This window comes from Enterobacter sp. 3U4, from assembly GCF_057224565.1.
Genome location: NZ_CP136665.1, coordinates 1,658,254 through 1,676,175, shown reverse-complemented (window position 1 = coordinate 1,676,175; position 17,922 = coordinate 1,658,254). Strand labels below are relative to the sequence as shown.

The window sequence follows — 17,922 nt, the reverse complement described above, 5'->3', positions numbered from 1 at the left end:
ACAATCCGGTTAGGCAAATGATGTCATTAAAAAATTATATATTTCAGAGCATTATCTCTTTTTGAAGTTTTATTCGCTTGGTTGATGATATGCGATAGATGTGCTGATGTTGCAACGGAAACAGAAGGTTTACATCGACATAAAAGTTAAATACCATACCCCCCTATAGTATCAGGAGGGCGTATGCCGCATTCACCCGAAGATAAAAAACGTATTCTTACCCGCGTCCGTCGCATCCGGGGCCAGGTTGATGCCCTCGAACGCGCGCTGGAATCGGGCGATCCCTGTCTGGCTATCCTGCAGCAAATTGCCGCCGTGCGCGGGGCTGCCAATGGCCTGATGGGCGAAATGGTTGAAATTCACCTCAAAGATGAGCTGGTAGCGGGGGACACCACGCCTGATCAGCGAGCCGTACGCATGGCGGAAGTCGGCCATTTATTGCGCTCTTATCTAAAATAAATCCACATACCTGACAAAAAAGGGAAGGCATATGAAATCTCGCGCTGCAGTTGCATTTGGTCCCGGCCAGCCGCTTAAAATCGTTGAAATCGACGTGGCACCGCCGAAGAAAGGCGAAGTGCTGATCAAAATCACCCATACCGGCGTGTGCCATACCGATGCGTTTACGCTTTCGGGCGACGATCCGGAAGGCGTCTTCCCGGCGGTGCTGGGTCATGAAGGCGGCGGGATTGTGGTGGAAGTGGGGGAGGGAGTTACCAGCCTGAAGCCTGGCGATCACGTGATCCCGCTGTACACCGCGGAGTGCGGCGAGTGTAAGTTCTGTAAATCCGGTAAAACCAACCTCTGCCAGGCTGTGCGCGCCACGCAGGGGAAAGGGCTGATGCCGGACGGCACCACACGTTTCTCGTATAACGGCGAGCCGGTTTATCACTACATGGGCACCAGCACCTTCAGCGAATACACCGTTTGCGCGGAGATCTCGCTGGCGAAGGTAAACCCACAGGCGCCGCTGGACAAAGTCTGCCTGCTGGGCTGCGGCGTGACCACCGGTATTGGCGCAGTGCACAACACGGCAAAAGTCAAAGAGGGCGATACCGTGGCGGTGTTCGGTCTCGGCGGCATTGGCCTGGCGGTAATTCAGGGCGCGGTGCAGGCGAAGGCCGGGCGTATCATCGCGGTCGACACCAACCCGGAGAAGTTCAGGCTGGCGGGTGAGATGGGCGCGACCGATTTCGTGAACCCGAAAGATCACGAGAAGCCGATTCAGGACGTCATCGTTGAGATGACCGACGGCGGCGTGGACTTCAGCTTCGAGTGTATCGGCAACGTCAACGTGATGCGTTCCGCACTGGAGTGCTGCCACAAGGGCTGGGGCGAGAGCATTATCATTGGCGTGGCCGGTGCGGGTCAGGAGATTAAAACCCGTCCATTCCAGCTGGTGACCGGGCGCGTGTGGCGCGGTTCCGCGTTCGGCGGCGTGAAGGGCCGTACCCAGCTTCCGGGTATGGTTGAAGATGCGATGGTCGGCAAGATCCAGCTCGACCCGTTCATCACCCACCGTTTACCGCTGGAGCAGATCAACGAGGCCTTCGATCTGATGCACGAAGGAAAATCCATCCGTACCGTTATCCATTTCGGCGACAAGTAACTCTTCTGCCAGCGGTTTTTCGCCGCTGGCACTTCTTTAATAATCTTCTCTAAAGTGTGACCAGTGCGGCGTTTTTAGCCGTAATCTAAATCCCTGCCGTGCCGATGACTATTTAACAGGCGTGTTTTTACGCATCTTACCTACAAGAGAGTCGACGGTCATGGACAACACTACTTCGATGCTGGCGCAGCGCAAGCTGAGCTTCTTGCATCACATCAGGCTGGTTCCGCTGTTTTCCTCCATTCTCGGTGGCATTATTCTTCTGTTTGCCTTGAGCTCGGGTCTTGCGGGCTATTTCCTGCTGCAGGCCGATCGCGATCAGCAGGATGTCACAGCCGAAATTCAGGTGCGTATGGGGCTGTCGAACAGCTCAAACCATCTGCGAACCGCGCGTATCAACCTGATCCACGCCGGTGCGGCAAGCCGTATCGCGGAGATGGATGCGATGAAGCAGAACATCAGCGAGGCGGAAACGCGCATTAAGCAGTCTCAGGATAGCTTTACCGCCTACATGAATCGCGCCGTGCGCACCGCCGAGGGCGCAGCGCTGGACGCGGATCTCAAGGCGCGTTACGACGCCTATATCGCAGGCATGCAGCCGATGTTGAAATTCGCCAAAAACGGCATGTTCGAAGCGATCATCAACCATGAAAACGAAACCGCGCGCCCGCTGGATGACGCCTATAACGCCGTGCTGCTGAAGGCGATTAAGATCCGTACCGACCGTGCTAACGCGCTGACGGCGCAGGCGCATAGCCGCACGCAGCTGGGCCTGATGTTTATGGTGGGCGCGTTTGCGCTGGCGCTGGTGCTGACGGCGATGACCTTTGTCGTGCTGCGCCGCACGGTAATCAATCCGCTGCAGCGTGCAGCGAAACGTATCGAGAATATCGCCAGGGGCGACCTGACGATGCCGGACGACGTGGCGGGGCGCAGCGAAATTGGTCGCCTGACGCGCGATCTGCAAACCATGCAGCACTCCCTTGAAACCACCGTGGGCACCGTACGTCAGGGGGCAGAGGAAATCTACCGTGGCACCAGCGAAATTTCTGCCGGTAACACCGATCTCTCTTCCCGCACCGAGCAGCAGGCTGCCGCCATCGAGCAAACCGCCGCGAGCATGGAACAGTTGACCGCGACGGTGAAGCAGAACGCCGATAACGCCCATCATGCCAGCAAGCTGGCGGAAGACGCCTCCGGTAAAGCCAGCCGAGGGGGCCAGATGGTCTCCGGCGTGGTGAAAACTATGGGCAATATCTCCAGCAGCTCGAAGAAGATCTCTGAAATCACCGCCGTGATTAACAGCATCGCCTTCCAGACCAATATCCTGGCGCTCAACGCGGCGGTAGAAGCGGCCCGTGCGGGTGAACAGGGGCGCGGATTTGCCGTGGTGGCAAGTGAAGTACGCACCCTGGCAAGCCGCAGTGCGAATGCCGCAAAAGAGATCGAAAGCCTGATCAACGAATCGGTATCGCTGATCGACCAAGGCTCCGGCGAGGTTGTTGCCGCCGGTAACACCATGAATGAGATCGTCGACGCGGTGAAACGCGTTACCGACATCATGCTGGAGATCGCGGCGGCGTCCGATGAGCAGAGCCGCGGTATTGTGCAGGTGAGTCAGGCGATTTCTGAGATGGATAAAGTGACCCAGCAGAACGCCTCGCTGGTGGAAGAAGCCTCCGCGGCGGCGGCGTCTCTGGAAGAACAGGGCGCGCGTCTGACCGAGGCGGTTGGCGCGTTTCGGTTGAGCGGCGCAAAGCAGGGCCGCGTGGTGACGGCTGCGCCGGTGGCGCAGAACGCACCGCTGCGCCCGGCGGCGACGGTTTCCGGGGATAACTGGGAGACGTTCTGAGTTGCCAGCAGTGTCGGGTGGCGCTTCGCTTACCCGACCTACAAAATCTGACCTACAAAAAAGGGACCTTTCGGTCCCTTTTTCACATCTTATTTCTTATCGGGTAACGCGTACGCGATAACATAATCACCGCGATCCGGCGACTGGCGGGCGCCACCGGCGTTAATGATGATGTACTGCTTACCGGTTTTCGGCGACACGTAGGTCATCGGGCCGGACTGGCTGCCAACCGGCAGGCGGTCTTTCCAGATTTCTTTCCCGGTGGCGGTATCAAACGCGCGCAGGTAGAAATCCTGGGTACCGGCAAAGAACAGCAGACCGGACTGGGTAGAGAGCGACGCGCCCAGGGTCGGCATACCGATTGGGATTGGCATGTGCATGCGAATGCCCAGCGGACCGGTATCTTCTACCGTGCCGACAGGGACCTGCCACACCAGCTTGCCGGTTTTCAGGTCGACTGCTGACATGGTGCCAAACGGCGGCTTCTGGCACGGAATGCCCAGCGGTGACAGGAAACGTTCACGCATCGCGCCGAACGGCGTGCCGTCCATTGGAACAATCCCCATCTCGATGCCGCTGGCGTTTTTCGCCACGTTCGCGCGCGGCACCATATAGTTTGCCAGACCCAGGCGCATATCGTTGACGAACATCAGGCTGTTGTTCGGGTCAACGGAGACGCTGCCCCAGTTCATCCCGCCGAGAGAGCCAGGGAACTGCAGGGAACGGTCGAGACCCGGCGGGGTGAAGACGCCCTGATGACGCATCTCTTTAAACTGAATGCGGCACAGCAGCAGGTCAACAGGCGTCGCCCCCCACATGTCGGACTCGGTAAGCGTCTGGTTGCCAATCATCGGCATGCCTACGGAGTACGGCTGGGTTGGGGAGTAGCGTTCACCTTCAACGTTACCCGCCGGAACGGGGCGTTCCTCTACCTTCGCCACCGGCTTGCCGGTTTCGCGGTTAAGCATGAAGATCATGCCCTGCTTGCTGGTCTGCACCAGCACAGGCGTGGTGCCGCCTTTACCGTCTGGCAGATCGTACAGCAGCGGCTGGGAAGGCAGGTCGAAGTCCCACAGGTCGTGGTGGGTGGTCTGGAAATGCCAGCGCACCTGACCGGTGGCCGCGTCGACGGCGACGATGGAGGAGCTGTACTTATCGTCCAGCGCGGTACGCTCACCCGCCCAGAAGTCTGGCGTGGCGTTGCCGGTAGGCAGGTAGATCAGGTTCAGTTTGGCGTCGTAAGACATCGCAGACCAGACGTTCGGCGTACCGCGGGTGTAGGTCTGGCCTTCCGGCGGCAGGCCGGTCAGGTTCGGGTTACCCGGATCCCACGCCCACGCCAGCTTACCGGTGTGAACGTCGTAGGCACGCACCACGCCCGGCGGTTCGCCAGTAGAGTAGTTATCCGCGACGCGACCGCCGACGACGACAACGTTCCCGGCAACCAGCGGCGTAGAGGTTTGCTGATAATATCCGGGCTTAATCTCACCCATGCCGACGCTCAGATCCACCGTACCATGGTCGCCAAAGTCGTCGCAGACCTTGCCGTTATCCGCGTTGATGGCAATCAGGCGGGCATCGGTAGTGGGCAGGAACAGGCGGCGAGGGCATGCCGCTGGCGAGGTCCCGGTCTGTGACGACGTCACGTTTGCATGATCTTCAAAATAGCCCAGACCGCGGCAGCGCTGCCAGTTAGGCGCGGTGGCTTTGGAATCATAACGCCATTTTTCTTTACCGGAATCCACGTCCAGCGCCAGCACTTTACTGTACGGCGTACAGACGTACAGCGTGTCGCCAATCTGCAAAGGCGTGTTCTGATCTTCCGCGCCCGAGCCGTTGCTCTGCGGAATATCGCCGGTGTGCGCAACCCAAGCGACTTTCAGGTCGCTGACGTTTTGCTTGTTAATCTGGTCCAGCGCGGCGAAACGGTCGCCGTGCGTGGTGTTGCCCCAGTGTTCCCAGTTTTTTTGCTGCTCACCGGGAGCGACGGGTTTCACCGGAACGGGTTCGTTCGCTGCCACGAGGGTTTGCGGCTTAAACATCCAGCCCAGGCTGACCAGCATGGCCACCGCCAGCAGCGCCGCGACGCCAAAAGCGGGCGATTTGTTCGGTGCAGTGTGGTTTGCCGTGCGCAGGAAAGGCCAGACGATGGCGCACAGGAACGCCAGTACGGCAAAGGTAAACAGGCGGGAGAAGAGCGGCCAGAAATCCCAGCCCGCATCGCTTACCGCCCAGAACAGCGAGGCAATAAACGCGATGCCGTAAAGCACGATCCCGCTGGTGCGGTTAAGGAAAATCAGGATCGCGGCAATCACCATTACCACGCCCATGATAAGGAAGTAACTACTTCCGCCCACGGTGGCGAGCTTAAAGCCCAACCCGCCGACGGCCAGACCGATGAGCATCATCAGTCCGGCAAGAAGCCACTGCAGAATACGAGGTATCCCGCGCGGCGCGCTGCCAAATGCCATTTCTCTCTCCTTTGCTCCCCCCGCCGTGTCGGGTATGTACCAGTTGGGTAATAAATGCGGTGGGAATGATGATTGATACAGGTGAATTCGTTTATATCAAATAATTTGCGAACCATTTGGTGAATTCACCGCTATGATAAAACTGTTAAATTGTTTTACGCAATTGTTAATGATTTATTCCGCATTATTTGATTAACGCACAGGACAGACCCCTCGCCCCTGAGGGGAGAGGGTTAGGGAGAGGGGCGAAAAGGTTTTAAACCGGCATCGATTTGCGGATGGCGCTCAGAAGCGTTTGTGCGCCCGTGGAAAGCGGGGTATCTACCCGGGTCAAAATACCAATAGGCTCCCCGGCGCCGGGGGCCGTTACCGGGAGAGCGGTCAGCGTGCCCTGGCGCAAATCATCTTTTACCGCCCCGGAGGGGACGAACCAGACGTAGTCATAATCGAGCGTGAGCTGGCGTGAAAGCGAGGCTGACAGCGTTTCGATGCACCCTGAGGGCAGCGTACATCCCTGCATTTGCAGCAAGGTTTCAGCGGTCTGGCGCGGGACGGTCCCTTTCGGGCAAACCACCACCGGCCACTCCATCACGCGGCTTAACGTAACCGTGTCCTGCAGCAGGGGGTGATCGGGACGAACCACCAGCTTCAGGGACTCCAGGAACAATAGTTCATAATTGAGGCCGCCCATCAGCTCAGGGTCGGACATGCGGCCGATACCGATATCCAGCTCGCCCGATTTCAGCCCCGCGAGCAGCATGGTGTTATTCATGGTGGCAACCTGAATCGTGGTATGCCGTTGCTGCTTGTGGAACTGGCCAATCACCGGCGGAAGAATGCCGAGCGCCGCGGTGGGCAAGGCACCCACGCGCACCACCTCGCTGGATTGCTCTTCTTTTCGGTGCAGGGACTGGCCTGCGGTATTGAGCGCATCCAGCACCTTAACGGCGTGCGTGAGGAACTGTTCGCCCACGATGGTAAGCTGCGCCCCCAGCCGACCGCGGTCAAAAAGACGGGCGCCGGTCAGCTGTTCCAGCTCGTTGAGGGTTTTCGAGAGCGCAGGCTGGCTCAGGTTGAGAGTTTCAGCCGCACGCCCCAGCGTTCCCTGTTGAGCGACGGCCACAAATGTATGCAAATGGCGCAAGCGTATGCGCTGACTGAACAGACCATTTTTTTCCATAGGCGATGTTAAAAACAGAGCGATGCGGGTGACAAGTTAAGTTGTTTAATTTTGATAACCTGATAGCAAAATATTTTTAACATTTGATCTGTTTGAGTTACAACATGTTTTTCGGCAGGGGAATAAGAGCGAACGTCCTTGTTCATTTATTGCTCATTACTGAGGGGGAAGGGCTAAGCGGTTAGATCACACCGTCTCCGCCGTCAGAACACCACACCTGGCCGGACGTAAATGAACATTCATCCGAGGCCAGCGTGACGTACAGCGGGGCAATCTCGACGGGCTGACCCGGACGTCCCAGCGGCGTATCTCCGCCAAACTCTTTAACTTTTTCCATCGGCTGGCCGCCGCTGGACTGCAGCACCGTCCAGTAGGGACCAGGCGCGACCGCGTTGACGCGAATGCCTTTCGGACCCAGCTGCTTGGCTAAGGATTTGGTAAATACCGCCAGACAGGCCTTAGTCTGGGCGTAGTCCAGCAGCACCGGGCTGGGCTTCACGGCCTGAACGGAGGAGGTATTAATGATAACGGATGAGGCTTTCAGGTGGCGCAGAGCCGCCTTCGTAATCCAGAAAGGCGCGTACACGTTGGTTTTAAACGTCGCGTCAAAATCTTCGGTGGTCAGCTCTTCAAGCGATTCACGGAACTGCTGGCGTCCGGCGTTGTTGATCAGAATATCCAGCCCGCCCAGCTTCGAGACGGCTTCTTCGACCAGATTCTGGCAGAAGGTTTCGTCCCGGACGTCCCCCGGCAGCGCGACGGCGTTCCGCCCTTCGGCTTTGATCAGGTCGATGACCTCAGCGGCGTCTTTTTCCTCTTCAGGCAGGTAGTTAATGGCCACGTCAGCGCCTTCACGGGCATAGGCGATTGCCACAGCGCGACCAATACCCGAGTCACCGCCGGTGATCAGGGCTTTTTTGCCCGCCAGGCGGCCGTGCCCTTTATAGCTGGTTTCCCCGTGGTCGGGTACAGGCTGCATTTCGGATGCCAGTCCCGGTGGCGTTTGTGGCTGTTCCGGGAACGGGGGCTGCGGGTAAGCGTTCGTACGTTGTTTGGTATCACTCATAGCTGACTCCTTAAGCCAAGGGGTGAGATTTGATGGATAACTGCAGCGTTAACGCTTCGCTGAATTATTTCTGCAAACGATCGACACGGACGACGGCAGGGGATGATTTTTTATCAAGCGAACCGTTGATACTGATCATCTGGTCGGGTTTTACCGTTCTGCCGTCAAAGACTGCCTGGGGAATAATAACGTCGATTTTTCCGGTTTTATCCTGAAATACAAACTTATCGCCGCTACCGTCAATAAGATTACCGCGTAATGAAATTGTCGCACCGTCGTGCATTTGTTTGGCCTGATCGATGGTCATAATACGCGCGTCGTCGGTTCCGCGATATCCGCTATCCAGCGCATGCGGTGGCGGCGGGGCTTCGCCCTTTTGTAACCCGCCGTTATTATCAGCCCATGCGGCTGGAATCAGAAATATCAATAAAGCGGAAATAAGTGATAATTTCATCCGATATCCTTCATTTTGCGTGTCTTGACTTATTAAGTATTGTTGCTATTCCTTTATGTGGCAAATGTGATAAGTCCTAAAAAGATTCGCGTGAGAAATCAAACTTATCGGATAATAAGCGAAACGGTGACGATGACCATGAAGCGTGAAAATGAAAAGTTGCCCGGGATAGATGAGAGTTATCGCTTGCTGACGTTTGAATACGCGTTTCGTCAGGTAGGTTTTATTGTTCTGCTGGCTATAATCATCGCGGCGATTGCCGGTTTGTTTTCAAGCGGCTGGGTCAGCGATACGGTCAAAACCAATTCCGCTAAATCACTGGCCATAAGCTATGAACGGTTTGGCCGACGGGAGACGGAGACGCGAATGGAGCTGGCGTTCCCGGTGCAAACAGAGGGAAAGTATGTTCTCAGCATGACCAGCGAGAGCAGCGATGTTTACGAGCCCGGCAGCGTCTGGCCGCAGCCTGACAGCATGTTCAGCCGTGGCAAGACCCTCTATTTTGTCTATAACAACCTGAAAAAATCAGACCGCTTCGCGGTGTTACTCTTCACCACGCCTTCGAGAGCCGGTAAATGGAACACGACCGTTCGTGTAAACAACGAGCCGGAGATAACCCTCTGGCAATTTATTTACCCCTAGGAGGCTGATATGGATATGGTCTTTCGAGCGCTGGCGATTTATCTGTTCCTCGTGGTGGTATTTAAAGTGGCCGGGCGGCGCGCGCTGCTGCAGATGACCAGCTTCGATCTCATTCTGCTCCTGATAATTAGTGAAGCTACTCAGCAGGCGCTTCTCGGACAAGATTTTTCCGTCACCGGTGCGATGATAACCATTACCACGCTGGTGGTGGTGGATATTATATTTGGCCTGCTGAAGAAATATTTTTCTCCTGTGGAGAATATTCTGGATGGCACTCCCGTCATTTTGGTTGAGAACGGCGTACCTTTATCAGATAAAATTAAAAAAGTCGACGTGTCGTGTGAGGATATTCTGGTGTCGGCGCGCCAGAATAATGGCATCACGCAAATGAGTGAAATTAAATATGCCATACTTGAACGCAATGGGCATATTTCAATCATTCCTTTCGAGAAATAAGAGGCGAAAAGATGAGCAATCTTTTTCACGACAACAATTATACCGTGGGTGAACTGACGAAAAAACTGGCGAGCAAATTAACCGATCTCGGGCTTCGCTTAACCACGGCGGAATCCTGTACCGGGGGAAAGCTCTCGGTAGCACTCTGTGCCGAAGAGAACACGGCCGATTTTTATGATGTTGGCCTGGTCGTATTCAGCGACGAAGCCAAAGCGCGGATCCTCGGCGTTCGTCCTGAGACGCTCGCGCGCTATACCGCCGTCAGTGAGCAGACGGTGACCGAGATGGCCGCCAGCATCCGCGACATCGCCCAGGCGGATATCAGCATCGCCATCAGCGGATACGCAGGTCCGGAAGGGGGCGACGACGGCACGGCGGCGGGGACGGTCTGCTTTGCGTGGAACATCCGCGGTGAGACGAAAACCCGCACCGTACTGTTTTCCGGAGACTGTCAGGACGTAGTGGAAAAAGCGGTGCATTTTTCGCTGGCCGAGCTGGTAACAGCATTGTCGGACGGGCATAACGGATAAACTCACGTGGAGGTTCTATGGCTGTCATAGTGATTACCGGTGGGACGGCGGGCGTGGGAAAAGCCACGGCGCTGCACTTTGCTAAAGCAGGTTACGATGTCGGCCTCATCGCCCGCGATGAAGCAAGCCTGCATTCTACCCAGGAAGAGTTGCGCCGCTTCGGCGTAAATGCACACGCCGTACAGGCGGACGTCGCCGACAGTCAGGCGGTGGTGGATGCGGCTAACGAGATTGAGTATCGCCTCGGCGCGATTGATGTCTGGGTGAATAATGCCATGGGGGCCGTGCTGGCGCCGTTTCGCACCCTTACGCCGGACGAGTTTCGGCGCGTGACTGAGGTGACCTACCTCGGCTACGTGAACGGTACCCGCGCGGCGCTGGAGCTTATGGTTCCGCGCGACAGGGGCGTGATTATCCAGGTAGGGTCCGCGCTGGCCTACCGTTCCATACCCCTGCAGTCCGCCTACTGCGGGGCCAAAGCGGCGATCCGCGGCTTTACCGATGCGGTGCGTACCGAGCTGATGCATGAGAACAGCCGCGTTCAGCTTTCGATGGTGCAGATGCCGGGGCTTAACACGCCGCAGTTTGAATGGGCAAGGAACAAGTTCGCCTGGGCCATGCGCCCGGTGCCGCCGGTTTTCGAGCCAGAAGTCGCCGCCAGCGCCATCTTCAGGGTGGCGCAAAAGCCGGTGCGCGAGCTGTGGGTTGGCAGCAGCACCATTCAGTCGATTGTCGGGCAGTTCCTCTTTCCGGGCTTTCTTGACCGGCTGATGGTGAAGAAAGCCTGGGAAGGTCAGATGACCGACGATCTGAACGCGCCGGACCGCCGGGACTATCTTGACCAGCCGGTTAACGACCTGCACAAAATCCATGGCCGTTTCACTCACGAAGCGAAAACCCGCGCGACGTCCGTGACCTCCGGTATGCCGGGCAAAGTGGCGTTAGGGGGGCTGGCGGTGGCGGGGCTTGTATTAACGCGTTTGCTAACCCGCCGGAAACCGTAATCAGCGCAGCGCGCTGCGGTGCGTCCAGAACCAGCGATAGCCGTAGCCGCCAAGGCTGAGCTCAACGGTTTTACCGCAAACCAGCGCGTCATCGTAGCGTTTGTCCGCGAGACAGGCGGTCCAGGTGGCGTTGCGGATCCCCTTGACGGTGAACCGTACCTGCTGGTCGCTGAAGTTAACAAACGTCAGGATGCTGCGTTCTTCGGTTTCGTAATAGATCCCCAGCACCGCGTCACTATCGATCGTGAGGAGCCGAAAGGGCGCAACGGCGATTTCGGGAAACTCCGAGCGGGTATTGGCGATATCAATGATCCGGTGCAGGAGCGAGTTGCGGTGGAGCAGCGAATCGGCGACGTTGATTTTCTGATAGCGATAAGGGCCGTGGTCGATAATCGGCGCAATAAATTTGCCCGGATCGGCCGCTGAGAAACCGCCCCCTTGCGATCCCGCCCACTGCATCGGCGTGCGGACGGCGTAGCGCTCCTCCAGATCGAGGTCATCACCCATGCCGATCTCGTCGCCGTAGCGCATCACCGGAACACCCGGCAGGGAAAACAGCACCGCATGACAGAATGCCAGCCGCTTCCTATCGCCATTGAGCATCGGCGCCAGGCGGCGGCGGATCCCGCGCTGATAGACGTTCATCTCCTCATCAGGGGCGAAGGTATCGAGGACAAACTGTTTGTCTTTCTGGCTGATGCCTTCCAGATCCAGCTCGTCGTGATTGCGCAGCCAGTTGGCAAAACAGCAGGAGTCAGGCGGGACGATCATCTTTTTCACCGCCTTGCGCAGCGGGCGGGCGCTTTTGCGGGCCAGGCTGACGTAGAAATACTTGTTGAGCCAGAAATTGAGCACCAGATTCAGGCGATCGTTATTGCCGAAGTAGTCCTGATAGGCCTCCACCTCGACGTCCACCTCACCCAGCAGGATCGCCTCCGGATTATGCTCTTCGATAAGACGCCGCATGTGTTCGAGGATCCAGAGCCCCTTTTTTTCATCACCGTTTCCCGCCTGCGTGGTGAGGTGGGACGCGGCATCGAGGCGGAACCCCGACACGCCCAGCTTGAGCCAGAAGAGGATGATATTCTCAATCTCTTTCAGCACCGCGGGCGAGGTGAGGTTCAGATCCGGCTCGTGGCGATAGAACATGTGCCGGTAGTATTGTCCCGCCTCGTCGTCCCAGCTCCAGATGCTCTTCTCCACGCCGGGGAACATGGGGGGCGTATCGTCCTCGTCGCTATCCGACCAGAGGTAATAATCACGATAGGGTGACGCCGGGTTGCGGCGGGCCTGCTGGAACCAGGGATGCGCGTCGGAGGTGTGCTGGATTAGCAGCTCGATAATGACCTGCATGCCCAGCTCGCGGGCCTGTTCGATAAGGGCAATGATATCGGCCAGCTTTCCGAAGCGGGGGTCCACCTGAAGATGATCGCTGACGTCATAGCCTTCATCGAGAAAGGGCGTGAGGTAAAACGGGGTGATCCAGATAACCGTCGCCCCCATCCGGCGAATGTAGCGCAGCTTGGCCGCTATCCCGGCGATGTCCCCGCAGCCATCGCCGTTCAAATCATAAAAGAGTGCGGTATCAATCTGGTAAATAATGGCTCGTGTATGCAAGTCCGTCATAGCGTTCCTCAGTGATAGCCTTCAGTATCCGAAACCTTGCCCCGGAAGACGTAGTAGCTCCAGGCGGTGTACACCAGGATCACCGGAATAATCAGCAACGTGCCTACCAGCATAAACAGCTGGCTGGCAGGCGGTGCCGCGGCTTCCCACAGGGTGATGCGCGGCGGAATTATGTTCGGCCAGAGGCTGATGCCCAGCCCGCTAAACCCGAGGAAAATAAGCCCCAGCGTCAGCAGGAAAGGGCGCGCGTGGCTGGCCGGATTGCGGGTCAGGCGCCAGATCAGCACGCTGAAGATCCCGACCAGCAGAGGAACCGGCAGGAACCAGAAGAAGTTGGGTAAGGTAAACCAGCGGTCGGCGACGTACTGCCAGCCGAGCGGCGTCCAGACGCTGACCACCGCGATAACCACCATCAGCGCCAGCAGCACGTGGCGGGTCAGCTCGCGCATGCGGACCTGCAGCGCGCCTTCGCTTTTCATAATGAGCCAGGTGGTGCCCAGAAGCGTGTAGGCGACGACCAGACCGATGCCGCAGAAGAGGTTAAAGGGGGTGAGCCAGTCCAGCGCGGAGCCGACAAAACGTCGGCCCTCCACGTCAAAGCCGTTGATCACGGCGCCCACCACCACGCCCTGGCTGAAGGTAGCGAGCAGAGAGCCGCCTGCAAAGGAGTAGTCCCAGAATTTGCGGTGCGACGGCGTGGCTTTGAAGCGGAACTCAAAGGCGACGCCGCGAAAGATGAGGCCAATCAGCATCGCGGTGAGGGGGATCGTCAGCGCATCAATAATGACCGCATAGGCCAGCGGAAACGCGCCGAAAAGACCCGCGCCGCCGAGCACCAGCCAGGTCTCGTTGCCGTCCCAGACGGGCGCTACGCTGTTGACCATCACATCGCGCTCTTTCGCATCGCCCACGAAGTTAAACAGCAGGCCGATGCCCAAATCAAAGCCATCCATGATGATGTACATCAGCGTGGCAAAGACGATGATGGCAAACCAGATAACTGAGATATCGATGCCCATCAGATTCTCTCCTCTTCCGGAACAGACTCAGCGGCAGACAGCGGACGGGCTGGCGTGCCCGAAGTGTTTGACGTCAGCGTATCGACAGGCTGCGGCCCTTTCTTAATCAGCCGGATGAGGTAAACATAGCCCACGCCAAACACGGACGAGTAGACGACAAAGAACGCCAGCAGGCTGATGCTCATCTGCAGCGTGCTGTGCAGCGATACCGCGTCGATGGTGCGCAGGTAGCCATAGACGACCCATGGCTGACGTCCCACTTCGGTAGTCACCCAGCCGGCGAGCAGCGCCAGCAGCCCGGCTGGCCCCATGCACAGGGCAAACCAGTGGAACGGGCGCGAGTGGTAAAGTCGATGGCGATAGCGCAGCCAGACGCTGATAAGACCAAGGGTAATCATCAGCAGTCCCATCCCGACCATCACGCGGAACGACCAGAAAACGATGGTCGAGTTTGGGCGATCCTCTTTCGGAAAGTCTTTCAGCGCGGGGACCTGCTTGTCCAGGGTGTGCGTCAGGATCAGGCTGCCGAGCGCGGGGATTTCCAGTCCGTATTTGGTGCGCTCCTCCTCCATATCCGGCAGGCCAAACAGCAGCAGCGGGGTGGCCTCGCCGGGGGGATTTTCCCAGTGACCCTCAATGGCGGCAATTTTTGCCGGCTGATGCTCAAGCGTGTTCAGGCCGTGCATATCACCCACCACCGCCTGAATGGGCGCGACCAGCAGCGCCATCCACATCGCCATCGAAAACATGGTGCGAACGGCGGGCGTATCGTTACCGCGCAGCAGATGCCATGCGCCCGACGCGCCGACAAACAGTGCGCTGCTGAGAAACGCGGCGATAGCCATATGAATAAGACGGTAAGGGAAGGAGGGGTTAAAGACGATGGCCAGCCAGTCCTGCGGGATCACCTGCCCGTTTTCGATAGTGAAACCCTGGGGCGTGTGCATCCAGCTGTTTGAGGCAAGGATCCAGAAGGTCGACATCAGCGTGCCGAGCGCCACCATGCAGGTCGAAAAGAAATGCAGGCCCGGACCGACCTTATTCCAGCCGAACATCATGACGCCGAGGAATCCGGCCTCCAGGAAGAAGGCGGTTAAGACCTCATAGGTCAGAAGCGGGCCGGTAATGCTGCCTGCGAACTGGGAGAACCCGCTCCAGTTGGTGCCAAACTGGTACGCCATCACCAGCCCGGAAACGACGCCCATGCCGAAGTTAACGGCAAATATCTTTAGCCAGAAATGGTATAGCGATCGCCAGACGTCGTTTTTGGTGCGCAGCCACATGCCCTCCAGCACCACCAGATAGCTGGCGAGACCGATGGTGATCGCGGGAAACAGGATGTGGAACGAGACGGTAAAAGCGAACTGAATTCTGGCCAGATGAAATGCATCGAGTTCGAACATGGTCCGTACCTCTGAGACGATGGGGCACGCGAATTGCCGGGCAGTTCAGTGCTGCCCGGCAAACCGATTACGGTTTAGTCTTTCCGGCACCCAGCTCGGCGCCGGTCAGCGGATCGGAATGTGGATCGGATTTAGTGCGGGCAGACATCGCCTTGACCAAGGTTGCCTGTTCGGTCGTGAGCGTTACGCTGGCACTGCCATCGCCGCCGTCCACCGCAGGCTGGGGGGACTCAACGTAATCGAAATGTTTATCGCTGTTCCAGCTTCCGCGAACCTCTCCACCTTCAGACATATTGTAGTACTTGTTGGTGAATTCCTCGATTGGCGGCAGTTTTCCCGGCGGGAAATTATTACGGATGGACTGCAGCGCCTTCTCAAAGGAGAGCTGATGCGCCGCCTCACGCGTCATCAGAAACGCCAGCGCGTCCTTAACGCCGGGATCGTCGGTCACGTTGATCAGCCGTTCATAGATGATTTTCGCTCTGGCCTCGGCCGCCACGTTTGAGCGCAGGTCCGCCGTCGGCTCGCCGATGGTGTCGACGTAGGCCGCCGTCCAGGGCACGCCCGCCGAGTTGGTAAGCGGGGTACCTCCGCCGTAGAGCAGGGAGGTGATGTGGCTGTCATTGCCGTTTTCGGTCATGGACCGATACAGTTCAGCCTCATTTTCGACCCCTTCCGCCAGCGCGCCTTTGGCACCTTTATTCAGCATGCCGACCAGGGTACCGATGATTTCGAGATGGCTTAGCTCCTCGGTCGCGATATCCATCAGCATATCCTTGCGGCCCGGATCGTCATCGCTCAGCCCTTGCGTAAAGTACCGGCAGGCGGCGGCCAGTTCGCCCTGCGGCCCGCCAAACTGTTCCAGTAAAAGGTTGGCAAGGCCAGGGTTGGGTTCGGCGACGCGAACCGTATATTGCAGCTGCTTGACGTGTCGAAACATAGGCACTCTCCTGTGGATTATTTTTTCGCTTCGACACCCGATGCGTCTGAGCGCAGCAGGAACTGTTCCGTCGTTTGCGGGATATGGCGAATCAGCCAGTCGGCCATTTCACGTTCTTCTGCGAGGATCGTCTCAATAGCGGGTATCGAAGCGGTGTCCCCGGCTTTTTTGGCCGCTGCCAGCAGGGAGGTATAGCAGGCGATTTCAAACTGTTCGAAGACATAGCCGCTGATGGAGCCTTTAACGATCTCATCAGAAGGGAACATGCCGCCGATGGATTGACCCAGCGCCGCCATTTTGCTCATTGAGTCTTTTAAGACCGAACGAGAAATATCATTACGATCGAGGATTTCCTCCAGCAATGTAATTTGCCGTTTTGTCTCATTAATATGCTGTTCAATTCTGGCGCGAACATCAGGATAATTATCGATACGGCTGGCCATGGATTCCAGCATTGATTCGGCTTGCTTTTCCATCGCATGGGCATCGCGTAGCCAGTCATGGTAGTGTTCTACGTGATTCATTAATGTATCCTCTTTAGGGGTTCGCTTATTTGGTCTCACTTTCAGCAGCCTGATCGGCACGTGCGGCGCTGTAGCCAGATAAATGGCCGACAATATTGGCGTAAATACTGATGATAATGACCCAAAGCACGCTGTTCTTCCACCATATTACGGAAGGGATAGCGAGAATGAACCATATTATGGCTGCCGTTAAATGGCACCGTTTAATTGTCCTGGGACTGATGCTCATTTTATTTAACCTGTGTTATTGCGTCATTTCTGCGCTTTTTGGTTAATATTTCCAACGGCCAGGTCGGTGAGTTTAAGGTCGGTCTCTTTTTCTTCTTCCAGCGTTTCGGCAAGAAGTTTAACGGCTTTTTTATAGCCCAGTTGTTCTGCTAATGTGGCAAGGGTACCGTAGCTGGCTATTTCGTAATGCTCAACTTTTTGTGCAGCGGCAATTAACGCGGCATCACGCACTTCATTTTTTTCCGTGCTCTCGATAACTTCGTTGGCTTCTTCAATTAAGCCTTCCATTGCCACGCACTTCATGCGTTTGATCTTAATACCGTCTTCCTGCTCGACGATCTGGTCAATACGTTCAATCTGCCCCTGCGTCTCTTCCAGGTGTGCGGTAAAGGCTGCGCTCAGCTTCTCGCTGGACGCGGCGCGGGCGAGCTTGCTCAGCGCGCGGGTAAGCTGCTTTTCTGCGCTGTAGGTATCCGACAGAAGATGAATAAATACATCCTCAACACTTTTCATATTCATAATAATTACGCTCCGGTAAAATAAAGAAAGGGTACTGCGAGCTATTCAGCCCGCAGCATGCTCTCTGGTTTTATTAAAAGAGTACTAAATAAGATCAGGAGTTATCAGACTTACGGCCTCCGCCGTGACTGTTCTGTCCCCCTTTCTTACCCGCTTCAGATGCGCGTTGCGGATCGTTTTTAAAATTACCACCGCTGTGCTGGCCACCTTTACGTCCAGCTTCTGATGCTTTTTCACGGTCTTCAGCGAAATTACCGGAACCACCACGATGCTCTGCCATATTAAACCTCATAGTCATATATTGGTTATGTCAGTACGATACGAAATTATTCCGTATCACTCGTCGTTCGAGTAATAACTCTAGTCGCTGTGCGTCATCCGTCAAATGCGGTTTGCTAT

General features: G+C 56.8%; 19 protein-coding genes. 7 read left to right on the top strand and 12 right to left on the bottom strand.

Annotation, left to right across the window (positions count from 1 at the left end; all coding sequences use genetic code 11):
* Positions 1 to 183: 183 nt before the first annotated feature.
* From RVY89_RS07910 to RVY89_RS07900, 3 genes are all read left to right on the top strand, one after another.
* Complete coding sequence (locus tag RVY89_RS07910; protein ID WP_008502288.1) at positions 184 to 459, top strand: metal/formaldehyde-sensitive transcriptional repressor; 276 nt, start codon at positions 184 to 186, stop codon at positions 457 to 459.
* Between the two features lie 31 nt (positions 460 to 490).
* Entirely contained in the window at positions 491 to 1,609 is a 1,119-nt protein-coding gene (locus RVY89_RS07905) for an S-(hydroxymethyl)glutathione dehydrogenase/class III alcohol dehydrogenase (protein ID WP_021242543.1), read from the top strand.
* A 160-nt stretch (positions 1,610 to 1,769) separates the two neighbouring features.
* Positions 1,770 to 3,461 (top strand): methyl-accepting chemotaxis protein, encoded by a 1,692-nt coding sequence (locus tag RVY89_RS07900; RefSeq protein ID WP_484827438.1) that lies wholly within the window; start codon positions 1,770 to 1,772, stop codon positions 3,459 to 3,461.
* A gap of 89 nt (positions 3,462 to 3,550) precedes the next feature.
* Here RVY89_RS07900 and RVY89_RS07895 read toward each other — a convergent pair whose 3' ends face one another.
* From RVY89_RS07895 to RVY89_RS07880, 4 genes are all read right to left on the bottom strand, one after another.
* Complete coding sequence (locus tag RVY89_RS07895; protein WP_484827437.1) at positions 3,551 to 5,932, bottom strand: glucose/quinate/shikimate family membrane-bound PQQ-dependent dehydrogenase; 2,382 nt, start codon at positions 5,930 to 5,932, stop codon at positions 3,551 to 3,553.
* A gap of 256 nt (positions 5,933 to 6,188) precedes the next feature.
* On the bottom strand, positions 6,189 to 7,112 hold the full coding sequence (locus RVY89_RS07890; RefSeq protein ID WP_371898046.1) for a LysR substrate-binding domain-containing protein: 924 nt from the start codon (positions 7,110 to 7,112) through the stop codon (positions 6,189 to 6,191).
* A gap of 181 nt (positions 7,113 to 7,293) precedes the next feature.
* Entirely contained in the window at positions 7,294 to 8,178 is an 885-nt protein-coding gene (locus RVY89_RS07885) for an SDR family oxidoreductase (RefSeq protein ID WP_045910502.1), read from the bottom strand.
* Positions 8,179 to 8,242: 64 nt separating this feature from the next.
* Positions 8,243 to 8,632 carry a YdeI family stress tolerance OB fold protein gene (locus tag RVY89_RS07880; protein WP_484827436.1) on the bottom strand — a complete coding sequence of 130 codons (390 nt, stop codon included), beginning with the start codon at positions 8,630 to 8,632 and terminating at the stop codon, positions 8,243 to 8,245.
* A 138-nt stretch (positions 8,633 to 8,770) separates the two neighbouring features.
* On the opposite strand from RVY89_RS07880, the gene RVY89_RS07875 reads away from it, so the two are divergent.
* From RVY89_RS07875 to RVY89_RS07860, 4 genes are read left to right on the top strand one after another with little or no spacing between them, the layout of a single operon-like run.
* Positions 8,771 to 9,274: a hypothetical protein gene (locus RVY89_RS07875; protein WP_484827435.1), complete on the top strand. Its 504-nt coding sequence runs from the start codon at positions 8,771 to 8,773 to the stop codon at positions 9,272 to 9,274.
* 9 nt (positions 9,275 to 9,283) lie between these two features.
* Complete coding sequence (locus RVY89_RS07870; RefSeq protein WP_484827434.1) at positions 9,284 to 9,730, top strand: DUF421 domain-containing protein; 447 nt, start codon at positions 9,284 to 9,286, stop codon at positions 9,728 to 9,730.
* Positions 9,731 to 9,741: 11 nt separating this feature from the next.
* Positions 9,742 to 10,260 (top strand): 2-oxo-tetronate isomerase, encoded by a 519-nt coding sequence (locus RVY89_RS07865; protein ID WP_484827433.1) that lies wholly within the window; start codon positions 9,742 to 9,744, stop codon positions 10,258 to 10,260.
* Between the two features lie 17 nt (positions 10,261 to 10,277).
* On the top strand, positions 10,278 to 11,264 hold the full coding sequence (locus RVY89_RS07860; protein ID WP_484827432.1) for an SDR family oxidoreductase: 987 nt from the start codon (positions 10,278 to 10,280) through the stop codon (positions 11,262 to 11,264).
* On the opposite strand, the gene RVY89_RS07855 is transcribed toward RVY89_RS07860, so the two are convergent.
* The 8 genes from RVY89_RS07855 to RVY89_RS07820 form a co-directional block, all read right to left on the bottom strand.
* Entirely contained in the window at positions 11,265 to 12,890 is a 1,626-nt protein-coding gene (locus RVY89_RS07855; RefSeq protein WP_484827431.1) for an alpha-amylase family protein, read from the bottom strand.
* Between the two features lie 8 nt (positions 12,891 to 12,898).
* Entirely contained in the window at positions 12,899 to 13,909 is a 1,011-nt protein-coding gene (gene cydB / locus RVY89_RS07850; protein WP_484827430.1) for a cytochrome d ubiquinol oxidase subunit II, read from the bottom strand.
* Complete coding sequence (locus RVY89_RS07845) at positions 13,909 to 15,312, bottom strand: cytochrome ubiquinol oxidase subunit I (protein ID WP_484827429.1); 1,404 nt, start codon at positions 15,310 to 15,312, stop codon at positions 13,909 to 13,911. The genes cydB and RVY89_RS07845 overlap by 1 nt, the downstream gene beginning before the upstream one ends.
* A 67-nt stretch (positions 15,313 to 15,379) precedes the next feature.
* On the bottom strand, positions 15,380 to 16,252 hold the full coding sequence (locus RVY89_RS07840) for a manganese catalase family protein (RefSeq protein WP_008502274.1): 873 nt from the start codon (positions 16,250 to 16,252) through the stop codon (positions 15,380 to 15,382).
* Between the two features lie 17 nt (positions 16,253 to 16,269).
* On the bottom strand, positions 16,270 to 16,776 hold the full coding sequence (locus RVY89_RS07835; protein ID WP_014883791.1) for a ferritin-like domain-containing protein: 507 nt from the start codon (positions 16,774 to 16,776) through the stop codon (positions 16,270 to 16,272).
* Positions 16,777 to 16,801: 25 nt separating this feature from the next.
* Positions 16,802 to 17,005: a hypothetical protein gene (locus RVY89_RS07830; protein ID WP_013096662.1), complete on the bottom strand. Its 204-nt coding sequence runs from the start codon at positions 17,003 to 17,005 to the stop codon at positions 16,802 to 16,804.
* A 23-nt stretch (positions 17,006 to 17,028) separates the two neighbouring features.
* Positions 17,029 to 17,523 (bottom strand): YciE/YciF ferroxidase family protein, encoded by a 495-nt coding sequence (locus RVY89_RS07825; protein ID WP_023311678.1) that lies wholly within the window; start codon positions 17,521 to 17,523, stop codon positions 17,029 to 17,031.
* A 94-nt stretch (positions 17,524 to 17,617) separates the two neighbouring features.
* Positions 17,618 to 17,803 carry a con-10 family general stress protein gene (locus RVY89_RS07820; RefSeq protein WP_004150795.1) on the bottom strand — a complete coding sequence of 62 codons (186 nt, stop codon included), beginning with the start codon at positions 17,801 to 17,803 and terminating at the stop codon, positions 17,618 to 17,620.
* Positions 17,804 to 17,922 lie beyond the last annotated feature (119 nt).

Coding starts and splice junctions, on each gene's coding strand:
- RVY89_RS07905 (WP_021242543.1), top strand. CDS start 491: ATGAAATCTCGCGCTGCAGTTGCATTTGGTCCCGGCCAGCCGCTTAAA.
- RVY89_RS07910 (WP_008502288.1), top strand. CDS start 184: ATGCCGCATTCACCCGAAGATAAAAAACGTATTCTTACCCGCGTCCGT.
- RVY89_RS07825 (WP_023311678.1), bottom strand. CDS start 17,523: ATGAATATGAAAAGTGTTGAGGATGTATTTATTCATCTTCTGTCGGAT.
- RVY89_RS07830 (WP_013096662.1), bottom strand. CDS start 17,005: ATGAGCATCAGTCCCAGGACAATTAAACGGTGCCATTTAACGGCAGCC.
- RVY89_RS07845 (WP_484827429.1), bottom strand. CDS start 15,312: ATGTTCGAACTCGATGCATTTCATCTGGCCAGAATTCAGTTCGCTTTT.
- RVY89_RS07860 (WP_484827432.1), top strand. CDS start 10,278: ATGGCTGTCATAGTGATTACCGGTGGGACGGCGGGCGTGGGAAAAGCC.
- RVY89_RS07840 (WP_008502274.1), bottom strand. CDS start 16,252: ATGTTTCGACACGTCAAGCAGCTGCAATATACGGTTCGCGTCGCCGAA.
- RVY89_RS07835 (WP_014883791.1), bottom strand. CDS start 16,776: ATGAATCACGTAGAACACTACCATGACTGGCTACGCGATGCCCATGCG.
- cydB (WP_484827430.1), bottom strand. CDS start 13,909: ATGGGCATCGATATCTCAGTTATCTGGTTTGCCATCATCGTCTTTGCC.
- RVY89_RS07880 (WP_484827436.1), bottom strand. CDS start 8,632: ATGAAATTATCACTTATTTCCGCTTTATTGATATTTCTGATTCCAGCC.
- RVY89_RS07855 (WP_484827431.1), bottom strand. CDS start 12,890: ATGACGGACTTGCATACACGAGCCATTATTTACCAGATTGATACCGCA.
- RVY89_RS07890 (WP_371898046.1), bottom strand. CDS start 7,112: ATGGAAAAAAATGGTCTGTTCAGTCAGCGCATACGCTTGCGCCATTTG.
- RVY89_RS07885 (WP_045910502.1), bottom strand. CDS start 8,178: ATGAGTGATACCAAACAACGTACGAACGCTTACCCGCAGCCCCCGTTC.
- RVY89_RS07820 (WP_004150795.1), bottom strand. CDS start 17,803: ATGGCAGAGCATCGTGGTGGTTCCGGTAATTTCGCTGAAGACCGTGAA.
- RVY89_RS07865 (WP_484827433.1), top strand. CDS start 9,742: ATGAGCAATCTTTTTCACGACAACAATTATACCGTGGGTGAACTGACG.
- RVY89_RS07875 (WP_484827435.1), top strand. CDS start 8,771: ATGAAGCGTGAAAATGAAAAGTTGCCCGGGATAGATGAGAGTTATCGC.
- RVY89_RS07895 (WP_484827437.1), bottom strand. CDS start 5,932: ATGGCATTTGGCAGCGCGCCGCGCGGGATACCTCGTATTCTGCAGTGG.
- RVY89_RS07870 (WP_484827434.1), top strand. CDS start 9,284: ATGGATATGGTCTTTCGAGCGCTGGCGATTTATCTGTTCCTCGTGGTG.
- RVY89_RS07900 (WP_484827438.1), top strand. CDS start 1,770: ATGGACAACACTACTTCGATGCTGGCGCAGCGCAAGCTGAGCTTCTTG.